Here is a 14,853-nt window from a genome sequence, read left to right as displayed (position 1 = left end):
ATTCTGGCCGCCTGCTTGCTACCGAGGAGGGAGAGCGTCGTGGCGCAAAATTTCTATAAAGGGCGCTGGAGCTATACAGCCTTTGTGGCACCGATCCTCTTATTGATCGGGATGTTTTTCTACATTCCGGTGTTTCTTTCGTTTTTCTGGTCATTTTTTCTTGAACGGCCCTTCGGCGGCGGATCCGAATTCGTCGGCTTTCAGAATTACGCGCGCATTCTGGGTGACCCTGAGTTCTGGTCTGCAATGCGCCGAACACTGTTGTTTATGGTCATCGCACCAGGTTTAGCGATCGGGGTTTCACTCGTTCTAGCACTTGCCGTCAACCGGGGCCTTCGCGGTTCACATGCGGCACGAAATATCATTATTTGGCCCAAGGCAGTGGCCGGGGCTTCTATTGGCGTCGTATTCGTCTTTATCTTCGATCCTTTTCTTGGTGTTTTTCAGTCTATAAACGCTATCTTTCCCGGTCTTTGGAATCCGCGTGTAGACGGGACGGATGCATTTATCACAATTGTCATTGCGCAAATCTGGAACGGCATACCGTTCAACTTCATCATTCTATTATCAGGGCTACAGACCATCCCCGACACGTTGACTAAGGCTGCCGCGATGGACGGGGCCGGGCCGTGGCGTCGGATTGTGGACATCGAACTACCGCTGCTGACCCCACAGTTGTTTCTGACATTCGTGTTGGAGTTTGTGGGCACGATCGTGGAGGCTTTTGGCCTCATTGACACCATGACCCAAGGCGGGCCGGGCGGCGCGACTAACCTGCTAATCTACAAAATCTATTCCGACGGTTTCAAAGCCTACGATCTTTCGGGCGCGGCCACACAAACGGCCATTCTGACGATTTTTGTCACGGTGATGGTTCTGCTTCAGTTTCGACTGGAGAAACACGTGAAATACGAAAGGTGAGCACGATGATCGAACGATCAAATTCAATCCAGCGTGTTGCCGCTTTCGTAATGGTCATCGGCACTATCTTTATTTTGGCCCCGCTGGTCATCGCATTTCTGACTGCGTCACGCTCTTATGAAGAATTTGTACAGGCGGGTGGTATCGAGTTCTCAGTCGGCAGCCACTTCGTCGCCAATATTCGCGAAATCCTGTTTGAAACTGAGCTTCCACGTCAGTTGATCAATTCCTTTGTGATTTCTCTTTTGGTTGCCTTTATCAAATGTAGTTTTGCGTTTCTGGCGACCTTCGCGCTGGTCTTTTATCAATCCCGGCTAAACACGCTCATATTTGCGCTGACCATTGCGACGGTTATGTTGCCGCTCGAGTTGATCGTAATAACAACCTATCAAGTGGTCGCTAACGTCGCGATGCCGCTCAACTGGCTCTTGTCGATCCTTGGTATTGCCAATCTATCCGAATGGATTTTCGGCTGGCGGCCTGAATTCCAGCTAAGCTTACTGGATACTTACATCGGCGTCGCAGCGCCCATTGCCACATCTTGCACATCCGTCTTTATTTACAGGCAATTTTTCCTGAGCCTCCCACAGGACCTGCCAAAAGCGGCTACTATGGATGGGGCGGGGCCGATCCGATTCATGATCGACATCTTGCTCCCACTGTCGTGGACGCCATTGGTTGCGACCTTCATGTTCTGGTTCATTGGCGGCTGGACGTCCTATTTGTGGCCGCTGGTGGCCGCGTCTACGCCAGATGCGCAACCGGCCATCGTCGGGTTGGCCAAAATGGCCAATGCCGACGACGAAACAATCCCCAATGTGCCCTTGCTGATGGCTGGAGCGTTGTTTGTATCCTTTATTCCCGTCCTTCTGATCGCGTTCATGCAGCGCCAGATCGTTCAAGGCCTTAACCTGTCGGAGAAATGATGATGACAGACCACGCAATCTCGCTCGCCAATATTGTCAAAAGTTACGGTGCCTCGACAATCATTCCCGGCCTGACCGCTGAACTTGGGGGCGGTGAATTTACGGTTATTCTTGGCCCGTCCGGCTGCGGAAAATCCACACTTCTTAATATGATCGCCGGTTTGGAAGAGGTGAGCGGAGGCACAATTCGGATCGGCAATGCCGAAGTGCAAGACATGGCCCCCAAGGATCGTGGCTGTGCGATGGTTTTTCAAAACTACGCGCTTTACCCACACATGTCTGTTGCGGCCAACATCGGGTATTCTTTGAAGGTTGCAAAGGTTCCAAAACCAGAACGGGATCGCCGCGTCGCCGAGGCCGCCGACATTGTTGACCTTGCAGGGCTGCTGGACCGCAAACCTTCGCAGATGTCGGGGGGACAGCGTCAACGTGTAGCCATTGCGCGTGCAATTGTGCGTGAACCAAAGGTGCTATTGTTTGATGAACCGCTGTCCAATCTTGACGCCAAGCTGCGACACGGCATGCGCAAAGAGTTGTCCCAACTGCATGACCGGATTGGAACAACATCCGTCTTTGTGACCCACGATCAAGTCGAGGCGATGACTTTGGCAGACAAAATCCTGATTCTTGACAAGGGGCAAATCGAACAATTCGATACGCCAAATCAAATTTACAATCATCCGGCCAGCGTATTTGTCGCCAGTTTCATTGGCAGCCCGCCGATGAATCTTATTGAAGTGACGGGCGACGGGCAAAATCTGACGGACACGGCAGGGACTGTCCTTGCGTCCTTGCTGCATACTGGGCCTGCAACATTGGGCGTGAGACCCGAAAAGCTGCGCTTTAGTGACACCGGTATTCCATTTGAGGTTACTTATCGTGAAGATCTGGGTTCTCATACGATTATTTTGGGCACGCTTCCGAACGGGCAAGAAATAAACGTCGCGACGCCAATCGGAGACAGCCGGGTCGGCGCCGACCGCCTGATGTTACAGTTCAACAAAGAAGACCTGCACCTGTTCGACTCTACCACAGGCCGCAGGATTGAGGGTCAGGTTTAAAATGGCGGCATTCAGACGTGACCCCTTCAAATACCTGACCGGCCAACTTGAAAACAGTGTAAGACCGCTGAGTGTCACCCAGCCGGGACTGGGAGGGAAATTCACCCCTGATGGACGGGTGCAGAGTTTTCCAGGCAACACAGTAATCTGCCATCTTGACCCTGCCTGTCCAGCATATGCTGCTTTGAGTGATATTCATTCTGCCCTGCAAAGCGGACCTCATGCTGCGAGTTTCGTATTCCTTCCCCCGTCAAGCTTTCATATGACGGTGTTTGGCTGTTTGTCGGGGATCGATCAATTTGCAGCCTTGTCGCGCGGCAAAAGTGGACCTGACGGCTCTCGGGAGGCGATCACACACGGCTTAGAAAATAAATTGACGAGCGCGAGCGACTGGCCAACTGAATTTTGTGTTAGCGCCCGCGGGTTGCATGGTGGATATTCGATTACCTTGGAAGGCTGCAGCGAAGCAGAAGAAGCCAAGCTGCGCAGAACACGTGATCAGTTGGCAAATGCGACGGACATCAAGCATCCTGACCATGATCGCTACACGTTCCATTTCTCGCTTGCTTATCTTATTGAATGGCTTTCGCCGGACGCTGCTAAAGCGGTCATGTCACTGAGCGACAGGCTGTTTGAAGAACATAGCAGTGCTCTTCGGAATATTCATCTTGGCCCGATGGAATTCCGCGATTTCGACGACATGTTTGCGTTCCGGCCGGTCCGATTGCTGGACAATACGCAACCTGCCCACGAGGTCATAGGTGCGAAATGAGCATTTCCGACGCTCATCTTGAAGGTCTCATCAATGCTGTTAGGTCCGCCGGCCAAAATATTATTGTCCCCGGGTTTCGCAATCTCTCGCCTGACCAAGTTGCGACCAAAACTGACCAATATGATTTTGTGACAACAGCTGACAAAGAGGCTGAGTTAACAATCACCAAGGCGGCGCGAGGGATCTGGCCAGATGCATTGATCGTCGGAGAAGAGGCTGTCGCTGATACCCCTGAAATACTGGATCATCTCGATTCTTCGGATGTGTCGATCATAATAGATCCGATAGATGGCACTGGAAACTTTGTATGTGGACTGCCGGTTTTTGGCACGATTGTTGCGGTTTGCCGTCAAGGTGTGCCGGTATTTGGTCTGCTTTACGATCCTTTGGCCGACACGTGGATTTATGCCGTGCAAGGCGCTGGTGTCCGTTTTGTCGACCCGTCGGGTGCGGAGCGAGCGTTACCGAAGCCCCCACTCCGTGCAAAAGAGGACAGTCGTGGGTATGTGCCCATTCACCTGTTTCTGCCTCAAGACCGCGACGCACTGGCCAGCAAAATCACCAAATTTGCCCGCGCCACTACGCTTAGCTGTTCGTGCCACGAATATCGGCAGATCGCCTTGGCAGGTGCCGATTTTTGCCTGTCGCCGTCGCCAAAGCCATGGGACCATGCGGCTGGTGCATTGATCGCAACAGAAGGTGGCGGTGTCGCCGTTTCTGAGACGGGTGCCCCGTATCGGCCCGGTGTTCCGTCCTCTCAACTACTCGTCCTCGCCAACCGCGATAGCCCAATCGGGTTCGCAGATTTCAACACGATCTAAGCCATGGCACTCATCCTTTTATTTTTTCAGGTGAGTGGTGCCACGATGCTGCCGCTCTTCGCCGTAAGGCAGGTTCAGGCAGGTATCGAGGAAACGATCGGTGCAGCACTACGGCGCGAATTTTCAGGTCAAGGCAAGTCGCGCTTGCGCAATACGGCGATTGGAACCCTGCTGGCTATCTTATTGCAGAGCTCCACGGCGGTAATCCTTCTTGCGGCCAGTTTCGTTTCCACCGGAGCGTTCGGTTTCATTCCAGCAATGGCTGCTGTCGTGGGGGCAGATCTTGGATCAGCGATTGTTGTCCAACTCTTTCTGCTGGCCACTAAGATCCTGAAACGCAGCGCTGCGGAATCGATCCTTCTAGCGATGAGCGGTGTGATCGCCAACAATGCCTTCTACGTGCTGCCCATAGCATTGCAGCGTTACGGGCCGGTTAGCGCACAGCCGTTTATCGCGATTACGGCGCTTGATGCGCTGGTAGGGTTCAGTGCGGTCATCATCGCGCTGGGGTTTGTCAAACAAGGAAAGCTGTCCCTGTCAACGCTGGTGTCCAGCATCACAAGCTCTCCGGTTATTATTGCATTGGCGTTGGGACTGGCCTTTGCGGCGACGGGGTGGACCATGCCCGCGTCCTTGGAAACCTTCATTAGCTTTAACGGCGCCGCCGCCGCGCCTGTCGCGCTGTTCGCGCTTGGTGTGGTCCTATCGCAAACCAGCTTTAGCGCAGACCCTGCCGTTATCGCGTTCACCGGCGTTAAACTTTTGCTATTCCCGGCTGCGGTCTGCTTCGGGCTGAAGGCGGTATCTTATCAAGCAGATGATGTGCACATCTATCCCCTCACGGCACGCAGGCCGTCCAACACGATCCTGATCTTCTCTTCTGATGAATAATGCTTGAATGACGCTGTAACTGGCTTTGTTGCCAACCTTCGCCAGCATCACAAAGCGGGTATGGCGTTCAACCAATATTGCGATAAAGCTATTGCCAGATCCTGCGATTAAGTCCCCTTCCCAATGACCTGGTACGGCCCGGTCCTCGACTTCTGCAGGTCTGTCTCTGATTGAAATCGCATCGTTGAACTTACCTAACTGCCTTTGAATTAGGCAGCTGCCCTTTGATCTAATAGGCTTGCTGGCGATCGGGGACCTAATGGCCGGAAAACCTGTTGACAGATCAGTATCAGGTAAACGTAATAATAAATTGAAACGTTTCAATTGAAGGTGTAATCCTATGAATGACATTTTAAAGCTATCGGTTGAGGGCGTGGTAAAACGATTTGGTGGCGTTGTAGCCTTGAACCAAGTAGATTTTGAAATCCGCCAAGGCGAAGTTATGGCATTGGTAGGCGATAACGGTGCGGGAAAATCCACTTTGATCAAAACTCTCGCTGGAGCACATAAACCAGACGAAGGTAATATGATGCTAGATGGCCAGCCCATCAATTTCACATCTCCACAAGATGCTTGGAATAGAGGTGTCGCCACTATTTTTCAGGAACTCGCACTTGCCGGAAAAATGACGATTGCCGACAACATTTTTCTAGGGCGCGAAATTACAAAAAAATTTGCAGGTATTTCGTTTTTAGATCGACGAGCCATGTTCAAGCGCAGCGTACAACTTCTAGATGAGCTAGATGTGGTGGTCCCAGACATTCATACATGGGTTGAGCATTTATCTGGCGGACAACGGCAAGGAGTCGCAATCGCACGTGCGCTTAACATTGATGCAAGCCTTATCATAATGGACGAACCTACCGCGGCACTTGCTGTGGCTGAGGTACGTAAGGTTTTGGAATTTATCAAAACGCTGCGGTCACAAGGCAAGTCCGTCATTCTTATTTCTCACAATATTCAAGACGTTTTCGAAGTCTCTGACCGCATCACGGTTTTGCGGCGCGGGCAAAGGATTGGCCTCCTTGAGACGTCCCAAACGACACCAGAAGAAGTTGTAGGGCTTATTACAGGTGCCACGTTAGCAAAAAAAACCGCACCAACTCACTAACCCAACATTCCCATCACAAACGAAACAGGAGTTTATAAATGTCTTTGAAAACGATTTTTGTCGCCGGTATGGCACTAACCCTAGCCAGCACGTTCAGTGCAGCAGCTCAAGAGGCAAAACGCATCGCATTCATTCCGCAAATCGCTGGAATTCCTTACTACATTGCAATGCGAGAAGGCGCCGAGAAAGCCGCGAAAGATTTGGGAGCTGAATATGTGCAACAAGGCCCTACAAGCACTAACGCTGCTGACCAACTCCGCATTTTCGATAGCTTTGTAAATCAAGGATTTGATGTAATTGCGATTTCGCCATTGGATGAAGAGACATTAAAGCCCGCAATCAAACGTGCATTAGATCAAGGAATCGTCGTGTTGACATCTGATGCTGACGCACCAGGCAGCGCTCGGCAATTCTATGTTGCTCAGGCGTTAGATCAGGATCTCGGCTATACTTTGCTGGATGAAGCCGTCGAACGTATAGGCGACAGTGGTAAAATCGCCATCGTATCGGACTCTCCAACGATCCAATCAATGCAAAACTGGATTGCAGCCGTACAAGAGCGGGCAGAACAAAAATATCCAAATATCGAAATTGTTTCTGTTGACCACACAGACGGTACTGCGGCACGTGCCTATGCATTTGCATCGGATGCTATGACCCGAAACCCTGACCTAAAAGCCGTTTTAGGTATGGCATCCACAACTTGTCCAGGCATTGCACAAGCCGTAGAAGCTGCGGATGCAATCGGAGAAGTTCTTAGTGCCGGTTTTTGTTCTCCAAATACGGCACGCGGTTACATCAAATCAGGAGCGATGCCCTACTCCGTTCTCTGGAACCCAGCCGATTTAGGATACCTTACAGTCTTTGTTGGCAACCATTTGGCAATGGGGAATGAGATTACTAGCGACTTGGAAGTACCAGGCTTAAACCGCACAATCGAAGTCCAAACAGAATCCAAAGTGATTGTTCTAGGGACACCTTCTGTGTTTACGATCGACAACGTCGACAATTTTGACTTCTGATCCTTACATGGAAAACACATTAAAAAAATCTGTTTCTCGGCCCATAACTGTGGGTCGAGAAGGCTTATTACTTATCACCTTGATCATACTATGCATTGTATTCGCCAGTCAGTCGGAATTCTTCTTATCTTCACGCAACTTGACAACTGTATTGCGCAACTCAGTAGATCTTTCTGTTATTTGTGCAGGAATGACGATCATCATAATTCTTGGTGGGATAGACGTAAGTGTTGGCGGCATCTTAGCAGTTTCTGCGGTCATGATTGGTCGAGCCTATCAATATGGAATGCCAGATATTATTGTTATACCTATAGGACTTCTTACCGGAGCAGCTCTCGGCTACGGCAATGGTCTTCTCATTGCAAAAACGCGCGTGCCACCTATCGTAGCAACGCTAGGCTCTATGTATATTTTCACTGCGACCTTATTTATCGTGATAGGTGGCGTGTGGATCAGTGGTTTGCCAAATTCATTATCCTTTCTCGTATTAGGCAGCTTTGCGGGCATACCATCCGGTGTGTTTGTAATTGCAGTCGTATATGGGGGGTCGTGGACAATTTTGCGACGCACACCTTGGGGGCAGCGCGTTGTCGCCATCGGATGTGACGAAAAATCCGCTCAGTTAGCTGGCATCTCCGTCGTACGCACAAAAATACAAGCCTATGCGTTGCTCGGTCTCTTTGCAGGCGTAGCTGCTCTTCTTTATGTGGCACGCTTGCGGAATGTAGAAGTTAATATTGGCACAAATATTGCTCTAGAAGCCATCGCGGCAACAATTCTTGGAGGTGCCAATATTCGGGGAGGAGTAGGCTCTCTACTTGGGGCGTTGTTAGGTGTTATCTTTATAAAAATTACGCAAAACGGCCTAGTGCTGATTGGTGTATCATCATTGTGGGAAACTGTCGTTATAGGAGGCCTGCTCATCGCGGTCCTTGCAATCGATGCCTTCGAAACTAGGAGAACATCATGAAAGACCCATTAAATCAGCGCATGTTTTTTCTTACGGCGCTCTTGATTGCTGCAGGGCTTCTCGGAGCATTCCTTTCTCCTTATTTTCTACAAGCTTCGACTGTCACCTATCTGTTACAATATGTGCCTGTTCTTGGAGTTTTAGGGATGGCTCAAACGCTAATAATCCTGTCTGGCGGACCGGGAATTGATCTATCTATTGGAGCTACAATGTCGATAGTTGGCCTCGCAATCGCAGGCCTCGCCGCAAATGGGATACCTATCTTGCTCGCCTGTGCGATCGGTATTGGCCTTGGTGGGATGCTGGGTGCCGTCAATGGCTTCTTGGTTTGCATTTTGCATGTGCCTTCACTAATGGCGACGCTTGCAACGTTTTTCACCTACTCAGGCCTAGCTCTAGCTTTGACTGGCGGCGCGCCGATTGGTGGAATTCCAGAATGGTTTGGAAGCCTTGCCCAAGGTAGGTTTTTAGGAATACCAAATCACATGTGGATTGTTTTCTTACCACTTGCCGTAGTTTTGCATGTCATATTGTCTCACACACGGCTTGGCTCACATATCTACGCTGCAGGCAACGACGAACGCGCAGCATTTTTATCAGGAGTAAAAGTTTGGCATCTGCGCTTTGCGCTCTACTGCATCAGTGGGATGGTCGCTGCATTAGCTGCGATTATGACCATATCATGGTTTCAAGCCGCCCGCGCAGACGCGGGTGACGGCATGGAGCTTCTGTCGGTCACTGTTGCAGTTTTAGGTGGTGCGCATATTTTCGGAGGCATAGGTCGCCTTTCCGGAACAATCCTAGCTGTTTTGATTGTAACGACACTACAAGTCGGGCTCCAATTAGCAAATGTATCGCAAGCTTGGCAGCTAGCGACCATTGGCATTCTACTTATCGGTAGTGTAATCACCGATAACATTACTGAAGACCACTGGCGCGCTCGCGTCCGTAAACGCTCTAACCAATCTTAAAGTTAAGATGCCGTCCAGCTGAACCACTTACTCTGGACGGTATCTGCACCAGAACCATTTGCGGGATCAGACACGTTTAACTCAAACGCAGCTGCAACACTTTGACAAAGTGCCTGACAATGTAATCCCGACAAGACCGCAGCGGATAGTGCATCATCAGTATCTAAGCCCGCTGAGCTCACAGAAACTCCCAATTTTTCAAATCCTGTGTACAGAGACGCCGTCCGAGCATCAGAGCGTCCGCCCGCCCCCAAGAGCACCACATGATCACCCTTTTTAAGCATAAACTGCGCCCCGTGAGCAAAATTTTCAGCTTCAAATGCCCATGCTGAGAGACCGCCGGCCTCGTGCATCTTTGCTGCTCCGTAATTGGCAGACCCTAATGCCGCACCGCTGCCAAGAAAAAAGAACCTGGTATTTGAAGTAACACGCGCAGCTATAGCTTGCGTTTCTGTCATCATTTTAGGACCTGCATCAGCAAGGATCACATGTGGCTCAGTAACCAGAGTGTCACCTGCTAAAGCAATCAGTGCCAGCAAAGTCATATGATAGTCCATACCATGGGGAATAGCGCGACTGATCGGAACAAAAGGCAAGGAAAGCGTCTTAGTCGCAGCTTGCGCCAAATCACTGTTAGAGTTCAACGTAATGGCAATAGTATAAGCGCCAATCGCAGATGCTGCACGAATTGCCTCAACAGTACGGCGCGTGGAACCTGACATTGAAATCCCCACCACGCTATCCTCCGGTTGAATATCCACGTCCCAGAGCATCTCAGCAGAACTAACTGGCCGTACCGCCCATCCTTGTTGCCGAAAATATAAGCTCAGCGCTTGGGCTGCAAATAAACTATCCCCACAGCCCCCTATCCAGATCGTTTCAGCTTTATGTGGTCGAATTAAAGCGGCTTCTCGAAAAATTGCATCACGGGCGGCCGCCAACGTTTGAGGCTGCTCGATCAGTTCGCGTTTCATCAAAGCTAAGCTATCATGAAGGGTCATTTTTGATACTCCTATTTATACGTTCCGCCAATGCAACGAGCTTTCAAGTTCCATTGGCACAACGGGACCGACCTCAGTGAGGATGGCTGATATGAGTGCAGGAGGAACTATTTCTAGCTCTGGGGCCGACGTCCTAGCTGCCTCGTTGGCTTTGAGTAAAAATGGGAACTCTCGCAAGGGCCTTGAAGGCATTTCGTTAGCGCGCTTCGTACCAACTTTGAACAAATCAGCGGCACCATACACAGGGACATTATGTGCCTGCGCCGCGCGCGCAGTCGACGTGGACCCAATTGTATTTATAATTCCACCGTCAAGCGTGACGCTCTCGGCACCTAAAAATACGGCATCAGCGTAAGTCGCTGCATATTCAATAGCCGAATCCGGTAAGAAATCGATATTAACATTTAGGTCGGCCAGCGCATTCATATATCGACGCCCCCCATCAATTGCACGGCTCTCAGGAATAATGATAGCCTCCAATCCCGTATTAATTGCCAGAGTACGGATCAGATCGGCAACGGTACTTGAGTAATCGTAGATCATTGGCCTACGAATTGACGTAAGCATTTCATTTGCTTTAGCCAGAAGTTTGTCACGTCGATCCCGCGCTGACACCTCCCAATCGAGCGCCCGATCTTGCAATCTTTGCACGGCGTTCTCATCGGATAAGCCTTCAAGTCCTTCCACTTGCCAGTTCACAGCATTGGCTACGATCGGCGCCCCCTCACCCCTTACAAGCGCAATAAAATTCGCCAGCATCAGTGCCTCAACGCAAGAGTTTTTACCTCCCTGCGCGGCAACCTTTGCTATTAACGACAACGATAGAGAAACGTGATTGGAAGCCCCCAACACCCCTTCGTCCACGATATCAAGGAGACCATCCATGACATATGCCTCAGGGGTGAGAAACCCCTTGTCAGTCATGATCTTTGCAAACTCGAATCTATGCTCAGGCATTATCAATCTCATTCTTTTGTGCCAATAAAAATTCTTCGATTTGGGTTTTAGATACCATACCAGCTTGCCCCCCATACGCCTGCGTTGATAGCGCCCCAGCTATATTGGCTGCTTGCAAGGCCTTAACGGCATTAGATCCAGACAAAATGTAATGTAAGTATGCAGCCGCGAAAGCATCGCCAGCACCAGTCGTGTCAACAACATCGATTGTATGCCCTGAAACCTCATAGATTTCGCCATGCTGCTCGACCGACGCCCCATATGGGCCGCGCGTCATTACAATTGAACGGCATGCCGAGGCCAGCTGACAGCCAATCCTTTGTTCGACTGCCTTACGGCTATTTTCGCTGATGAATAACAGGTCAACGCTTTCTATCAACTTGGTGACGTCCCCACAATCATCAGGTACATCTGCAGCTTCAAGATCAAGCGAGATGCTAGCCCCCGCCGCATTGGCTTGCGCGATCACTGCGAAAGCCAAATCCGGCTTAGTGAACGTCATGTGAACATGGGTGACGCCGTCAAAGCTTGCAGCTTTTACATCAGAAACTTGCGGCAAATAAGCGGGACTGACTGCTTTTACTAATGACTTTTCGCCTTCGGCATCGACCAATACGACACAAAAAAATGTGGGAACGCCTACGCGAACCTGCGAATGGGTTAAATCAATTCCTTCATAGTTAAGTGCAGACAATGCTTCGCGGCCCATCTCATCATCGCCAACAACTCCAAGCAGTCTCGTCACGGTTCCTAATCGGCTCGCTCCAACAGCTACGTTTGCGGCCATGCCCCCTGCTGTCCTCGCAACACATTTCCCATCTATCTTTTGATCTTTTCCGGGAGGAGCAGGAACGGTTATGATAATATCCATATCAATATCACCAATGCACAAAAGCACAGGTCGCTTCCTATTCGTCATGAATATGATCCTTTGAGATAATATCTTCTGCACGAACAATCCGGCCTTGCGCACCCAGTGCTGTAACCGACAAACTTGCCCCATTCACCGCATGGCGTAGCGCGGCCTCCATATCACCGCATGACAGCCAAGCAGCCAGAAATAGCCCTGTAAATGCGTCGCCTGCACCGGTGACATCGACAGCTTGCGTCGCGGGGCAAGTTTGATTCAAAGGTGCAGTATCTGGACGCAATAATGTCGCCCCATGGATACCTTTCGTTAACACAATCGCACGACACAAGTGCCGCTTATCCCTTGAAAATAAGCGCTCAGGATTAACCTCCAGCTCAAGGTCTCCCCTTGTAATTTTCGCAAATGTATCTTGATCTAAAAATAGCAAATCAAATGTACACATCAGCTCAAGACAGCCCTCAAGCGTTTTCTGCTTTGCATCCAAACCGGCTGCATGCAGGGATGACAGATACCCTGCAGCTCTCATGCCAGATTTAACTTTTTGAGCCGTCTCAAAGTGAAATCCGTCAAAATGGATACAGGCTGGATTATCATTTTGTACCTGCTGTGATAAATGTTGCTCCAATAGATTTACTGGCACTTGAAGGGGTTCGTTTACAATCGTACGTTGCCCATTGGCATCCACCAAAACAATGCACCGTGATAGCCTCCCGCCAGCTTCCTGTAGCGTTCCGCTAACATCAACGCCATTGTGAGCGAGTTCCTCTAACGCCCATTGACTGTCAGCATCCCCACCGACCTGACTTATAATCTCGACATTCAATTCAAATGGCACCCCAAGCCCTGCAGCGAATACTGCAACATTTGCAGCAGGGCCGCCTAACATTTTATGAATCGCTTTAGATGTCATCCTTTCCCCATTAACAGGGACATGATCAATGCTTACCATGTAATCAACCGATAAATATCCCACCGAAATGATTGTTGGCGCATGGGACGTTTGTTTTGACGCAGGACGCGTCCGGCGAGCAATCAAAGACTTTGCTAAACTATTCGGGCGATAGTCCAGCTCGACCACTGCTTTCATGACAGCCGTCCGAGTTGCTTCGGAAGCGCCTTTTGATTTGTTCAAGACGTGTGATACTGTTCCGACAGAAACCTCTGCCGCTTGTGCCACATCTCGAATGGTTGCCCGACCCTTCAGATTATTGGTTTTGCCGCTAGACATTGTCGCTACCACTTTATCATTTTTTCATATTATTTAGTTAATTTCAGTAATCCACTTCTATCTGCATCATTCCAGAGAAATAAGCAATTGAAACGTTTCAACCGCATTGCGTGACGTCAGCAATTATGAAGATAATAACATTATTTGATAAGAGAGTATTTCTGGCTTATCGTATCAGTGCGATTTTCCAGTGTTTCGGCGTCGCTGGACTGACGTTGGGTGGAAGTATGAGTTGTCGGACGGAGATGAGTGGATCGATTCCGATCCTCGCGCGATGAATGCTTGGATTGAACTTCAGGTCTCTGCAAAAAGCCCAGAAACATCCGGAGGTTATCAGCTTCGCCGGGTCATCCGTTTGGGCAAGTTCTTCACCAAAACCCATACCGCTCGATTGAACCTTTCTTTTCCTGGTGGATTAGTTGCAACAGCTTTGTTCATTGAGGCCTACAACTCTGATGATGGCCGTGATGATCGGTCGTTCCGCGAGACCCTGCGTTCGCTGTCTCAGCGATCAAAATACGCACCAGTCTACGCTAACGGTATCCAAGTGTCTGACGACAAGGACGTTGATCGGATTGGTCGGCTAATTGACCAAGCCAAGTCATCACTCGAAACATTGGATGCGCTTGATGACGATGCCGACGACGATAAAAAAGCTCACGGTGCATGGCGTAAAGCGTTCAAGCACCGCTTTTTTGCTGAACCTGTTAAAGATGAAGCAAAGGCTGCAGTAGCTTTGGAAACCAAGTCAGCAGTGGGCGCGGGTCTTGCCGCACCCTTTTTAGCATCGGCAGCAGCGGCCGCTTTGTCAGACGCCGAGCGTGTTGAACGGATGGAATCCGCCGTTAAATCCCGCCAGTCCAGCGGCGAAGGCGGAAAGCCGTGGTCAAATTGAAGCCAGACCCCCGAATTCCAGAGAGGCTCTTAACTGATTTTTCTGCGGCAGTAGCTGAGCACCAGCCTGAATTAGCAATAACGACCAGGAAGGACTGCGTTGTTCTAACGGGAAACTTGGTCGTTTCTGGTCCAAATGGACCTTTCGACGCTTACCAGATTCAGGTTGCGATCCCGTCGGGCTTCCCATGGCAAGAACCTGTTGTCTTAGAAACTGGTGGCAGAATACCTAAAATCGTTGACCGACACGTTTTTGAGGATAATGAGAACTGTTGCTTACGCTGGACGCCAGCTTCTGTGTTGAGACTTTGAAAGAGGCCATCGCAAAATACGGAAAGCCCGAGATTATGAACACCGACCAAGGATCGCAGTTCACTGGTGCGGCCTGGATCCCCCCTTTGACTGAGGCTAAAATCAAAATTTCGATGCCTCTCGT

The 14,853-nt window shown here is 50.1% G+C and carries 15 protein-coding genes and 2 pseudogenes; 12 read left to right on the top strand and 5 right to left on the bottom strand.

Features of this window, described 5'->3' with window-relative positions:
• The first annotated feature begins 39 nt into the window (after positions 1-39).
• Genes WNY38_RS11530 through WNY38_RS11505 form a run of 6 tightly spaced genes read left to right on the top strand, consistent with a single transcriptional unit; the run spans position 40 to position 5,392 of the window.
• Complete coding sequence (locus tag WNY38_RS11530) at positions 40-921, top strand: sugar ABC transporter permease (protein WP_342857488.1); 882 nt, start codon at positions 40-42, stop codon at positions 919-921.
• A 5-nt stretch (positions 922-926) separates the two neighbouring features.
• On the top strand, positions 927-1,847 hold the full coding sequence (locus WNY38_RS11525; RefSeq protein WP_342857487.1) for a carbohydrate ABC transporter permease: 921 nt from the start codon (positions 927-929) through the stop codon (positions 1,845-1,847).
• Between the two features lie 2 nt (positions 1,848-1,849).
• Positions 1,850-2,908, top strand: coding sequence for a sn-glycerol-3-phosphate ABC transporter ATP-binding protein UgpC (ugpC, locus tag WNY38_RS11520; protein WP_342857486.1), 1,059 nt, complete (start codon positions 1,850-1,852; stop codon positions 2,906-2,908).
• Position 2,909: 1 nt separating this feature from the next.
• Positions 2,910-3,680 (top strand): DUF1868 domain-containing protein, encoded by a 771-nt coding sequence (locus WNY38_RS11515; protein ID WP_342857485.1) that lies wholly within the window; start codon positions 2,910-2,912, stop codon positions 3,678-3,680.
• Complete coding sequence (locus WNY38_RS11510; protein ID WP_342857484.1) at positions 3,677-4,501, top strand: inositol monophosphatase; 825 nt, start codon at positions 3,677-3,679, stop codon at positions 4,499-4,501. The genes WNY38_RS11515 and WNY38_RS11510 overlap by 4 nt, the downstream gene beginning before the upstream one ends.
• Positions 4,502-4,504: 3 nt before the next feature.
• Entirely contained in the window at positions 4,505-5,392 is an 888-nt protein-coding gene (locus tag WNY38_RS11505; RefSeq protein ID WP_342857483.1) for a hypothetical protein, read from the top strand.
• Here WNY38_RS11505 and WNY38_RS11500 read toward each other — a convergent pair.
• Positions 5,390-5,587, bottom strand: a pseudogene (locus tag WNY38_RS11500) (IS30 family transposase); the annotation flags it as partial. The gene WNY38_RS11505 and the pseudogene WNY38_RS11500 overlap by 3 nt on opposite strands.
• Before the next feature lie 145 nt (positions 5,588-5,732).
• Here WNY38_RS11500 and WNY38_RS11495 point away from each other — a divergent pair.
• Genes WNY38_RS11495 through WNY38_RS11480 form a run of 4 tightly spaced genes read left to right on the top strand, consistent with a single transcriptional unit; the run spans position 5,733 to position 9,466 of the window.
• Positions 5,733-6,503: an ATP-binding cassette domain-containing protein gene (locus tag WNY38_RS11495; protein ID WP_342857482.1), complete on the top strand. Its 771-nt coding sequence runs from the start codon at positions 5,733-5,735 to the stop codon at positions 6,501-6,503.
• A gap of 38 nt (positions 6,504-6,541) precedes the next feature.
• Entirely contained in the window at positions 6,542-7,525 is a 984-nt protein-coding gene (locus WNY38_RS11490; RefSeq protein ID WP_342857481.1) for an autoinducer 2 ABC transporter substrate-binding protein, read from the top strand.
• 7 nt (positions 7,526-7,532) lie between these two features.
• Positions 7,533-8,495 (top strand): ABC transporter permease, encoded by a 963-nt coding sequence (locus WNY38_RS11485; protein WP_342857480.1) that lies wholly within the window; start codon positions 7,533-7,535, stop codon positions 8,493-8,495.
• Positions 8,492-9,466 (top strand): ABC transporter permease, encoded by a 975-nt coding sequence (locus WNY38_RS11480; RefSeq protein ID WP_342857479.1) that lies wholly within the window; start codon positions 8,492-8,494, stop codon positions 9,464-9,466. Before WNY38_RS11485 ends, WNY38_RS11480 begins: the two co-directional genes overlap by 4 nt.
• Before the next feature lie 2 nt (positions 9,467-9,468).
• Here WNY38_RS11480 and WNY38_RS11475 read toward each other — a convergent pair whose 3' ends face one another.
• Genes WNY38_RS11475 through WNY38_RS11460 form a run of 4 tightly spaced genes read right to left on the bottom strand, consistent with a single transcriptional unit; the run spans position 9,469 to position 13,523 of the window.
• Positions 9,469-10,467 carry an SIS domain-containing protein gene (locus tag WNY38_RS11475; protein ID WP_342857478.1) on the bottom strand — a complete coding sequence of 333 codons (999 nt, stop codon included), beginning with the start codon at positions 10,465-10,467 and terminating at the stop codon, positions 9,469-9,471.
• 15 nt (positions 10,468-10,482) lie between these two features.
• Positions 10,483-11,424 carry a hypothetical protein gene (locus WNY38_RS11470; protein ID WP_342857477.1) on the bottom strand — a complete coding sequence of 314 codons (942 nt, stop codon included), beginning with the start codon at positions 11,422-11,424 and terminating at the stop codon, positions 10,483-10,485.
• Positions 11,417-12,343, bottom strand: a complete 927-nt coding sequence (locus tag WNY38_RS11465) for a carbohydrate kinase family protein (RefSeq protein ID WP_342857476.1) — start codon at positions 12,341-12,343, stop codon at positions 11,417-11,419. The genes WNY38_RS11470 and WNY38_RS11465 overlap by 8 nt, the downstream gene beginning before the upstream one ends.
• The gene (locus tag WNY38_RS11460) at positions 12,333-13,523 is read right to left on the bottom strand and encodes a PfkB family carbohydrate kinase (protein WP_342857475.1); all 1,191 of its coding nucleotides are present in this window, start codon (positions 13,521-13,523) and stop codon (positions 12,333-12,335) included. The genes WNY38_RS11465 and WNY38_RS11460 overlap by 11 nt, the downstream gene beginning before the upstream one ends.
• A gap of 232 nt (positions 13,524-13,755) precedes the next feature.
• Here WNY38_RS11460 and WNY38_RS11455 point away from each other — a divergent pair, with 232 nt between their 5' ends.
• Positions 13,756-14,418, top strand: coding sequence for a hypothetical protein (locus WNY38_RS11455; protein WP_342857474.1), 663 nt, complete (start codon positions 13,756-13,758; stop codon positions 14,416-14,418).
• Between the two features lie 268 nt (positions 14,419-14,686).
• Positions 14,687-14,853 (top strand): annotated as a pseudogene (locus WNY38_RS11450) (IS3 family transposase); the annotation flags it as partial.

This window comes from Pacificibacter sp. AS14 (genome assembly GCF_038899935.1).
In the GTDB taxonomy this organism is placed as follows: domain Bacteria; phylum Pseudomonadota; class Alphaproteobacteria; order Rhodobacterales; family Rhodobacteraceae; genus Celeribacter.
The sequence above is the reverse complement of the archived record's forward strand: the minus strand, read 5'-3'. Positions and strand labels throughout refer to the sequence as shown.

Bases quoted from the DNA above. Each gene is read 5' to 3' on its own strand.
- WNY38_RS11525 (WP_342857487.1), top strand. From the start codon at position 927: ATGATCGAACGATCAAATTCAATCCAGCGTGTTGCCGCTTTCGTAATG.
- ugpC (WP_342857486.1), top strand. From the start codon at position 1,850: ATGACAGACCACGCAATCTCGCTCGCCAATATTGTCAAAAGTTACGGT.
- WNY38_RS11515 (WP_342857485.1), top strand. From the start codon at position 2,910: ATGGCGGCATTCAGACGTGACCCCTTCAAATACCTGACCGGCCAACTT.
- WNY38_RS11510 (WP_342857484.1), top strand. From the start codon at position 3,677: ATGAGCATTTCCGACGCTCATCTTGAAGGTCTCATCAATGCTGTTAGG.
- WNY38_RS11505 (WP_342857483.1), top strand. From the start codon at position 4,505: ATGGCACTCATCCTTTTATTTTTTCAGGTGAGTGGTGCCACGATGCTG.
- WNY38_RS11495 (WP_342857482.1), top strand. From the start codon at position 5,733: ATGAATGACATTTTAAAGCTATCGGTTGAGGGCGTGGTAAAACGATTT.
- WNY38_RS11490 (WP_342857481.1), top strand. From the start codon at position 6,542: ATGTCTTTGAAAACGATTTTTGTCGCCGGTATGGCACTAACCCTAGCC.
- WNY38_RS11485 (WP_342857480.1), top strand. From the start codon at position 7,533: ATGGAAAACACATTAAAAAAATCTGTTTCTCGGCCCATAACTGTGGGT.
- WNY38_RS11480 (WP_342857479.1), top strand. From the start codon at position 8,492: ATGAAAGACCCATTAAATCAGCGCATGTTTTTTCTTACGGCGCTCTTG.
- WNY38_RS11475 (WP_342857478.1), bottom strand. From the start codon at position 10,467: ATGACCCTTCATGATAGCTTAGCTTTGATGAAACGCGAACTGATCGAG.
- WNY38_RS11470 (WP_342857477.1), bottom strand. From the start codon at position 11,424: ATGCCTGAGCATAGATTCGAGTTTGCAAAGATCATGACTGACAAGGGG.
- WNY38_RS11465 (WP_342857476.1), bottom strand. From the start codon at position 12,343: ATGACGAATAGGAAGCGACCTGTGCTTTTGTGCATTGGTGATATTGAT.
- WNY38_RS11460 (WP_342857475.1), bottom strand. From the start codon at position 13,523: ATGTCTAGCGGCAAAACCAATAATCTGAAGGGTCGGGCAACCATTCGA.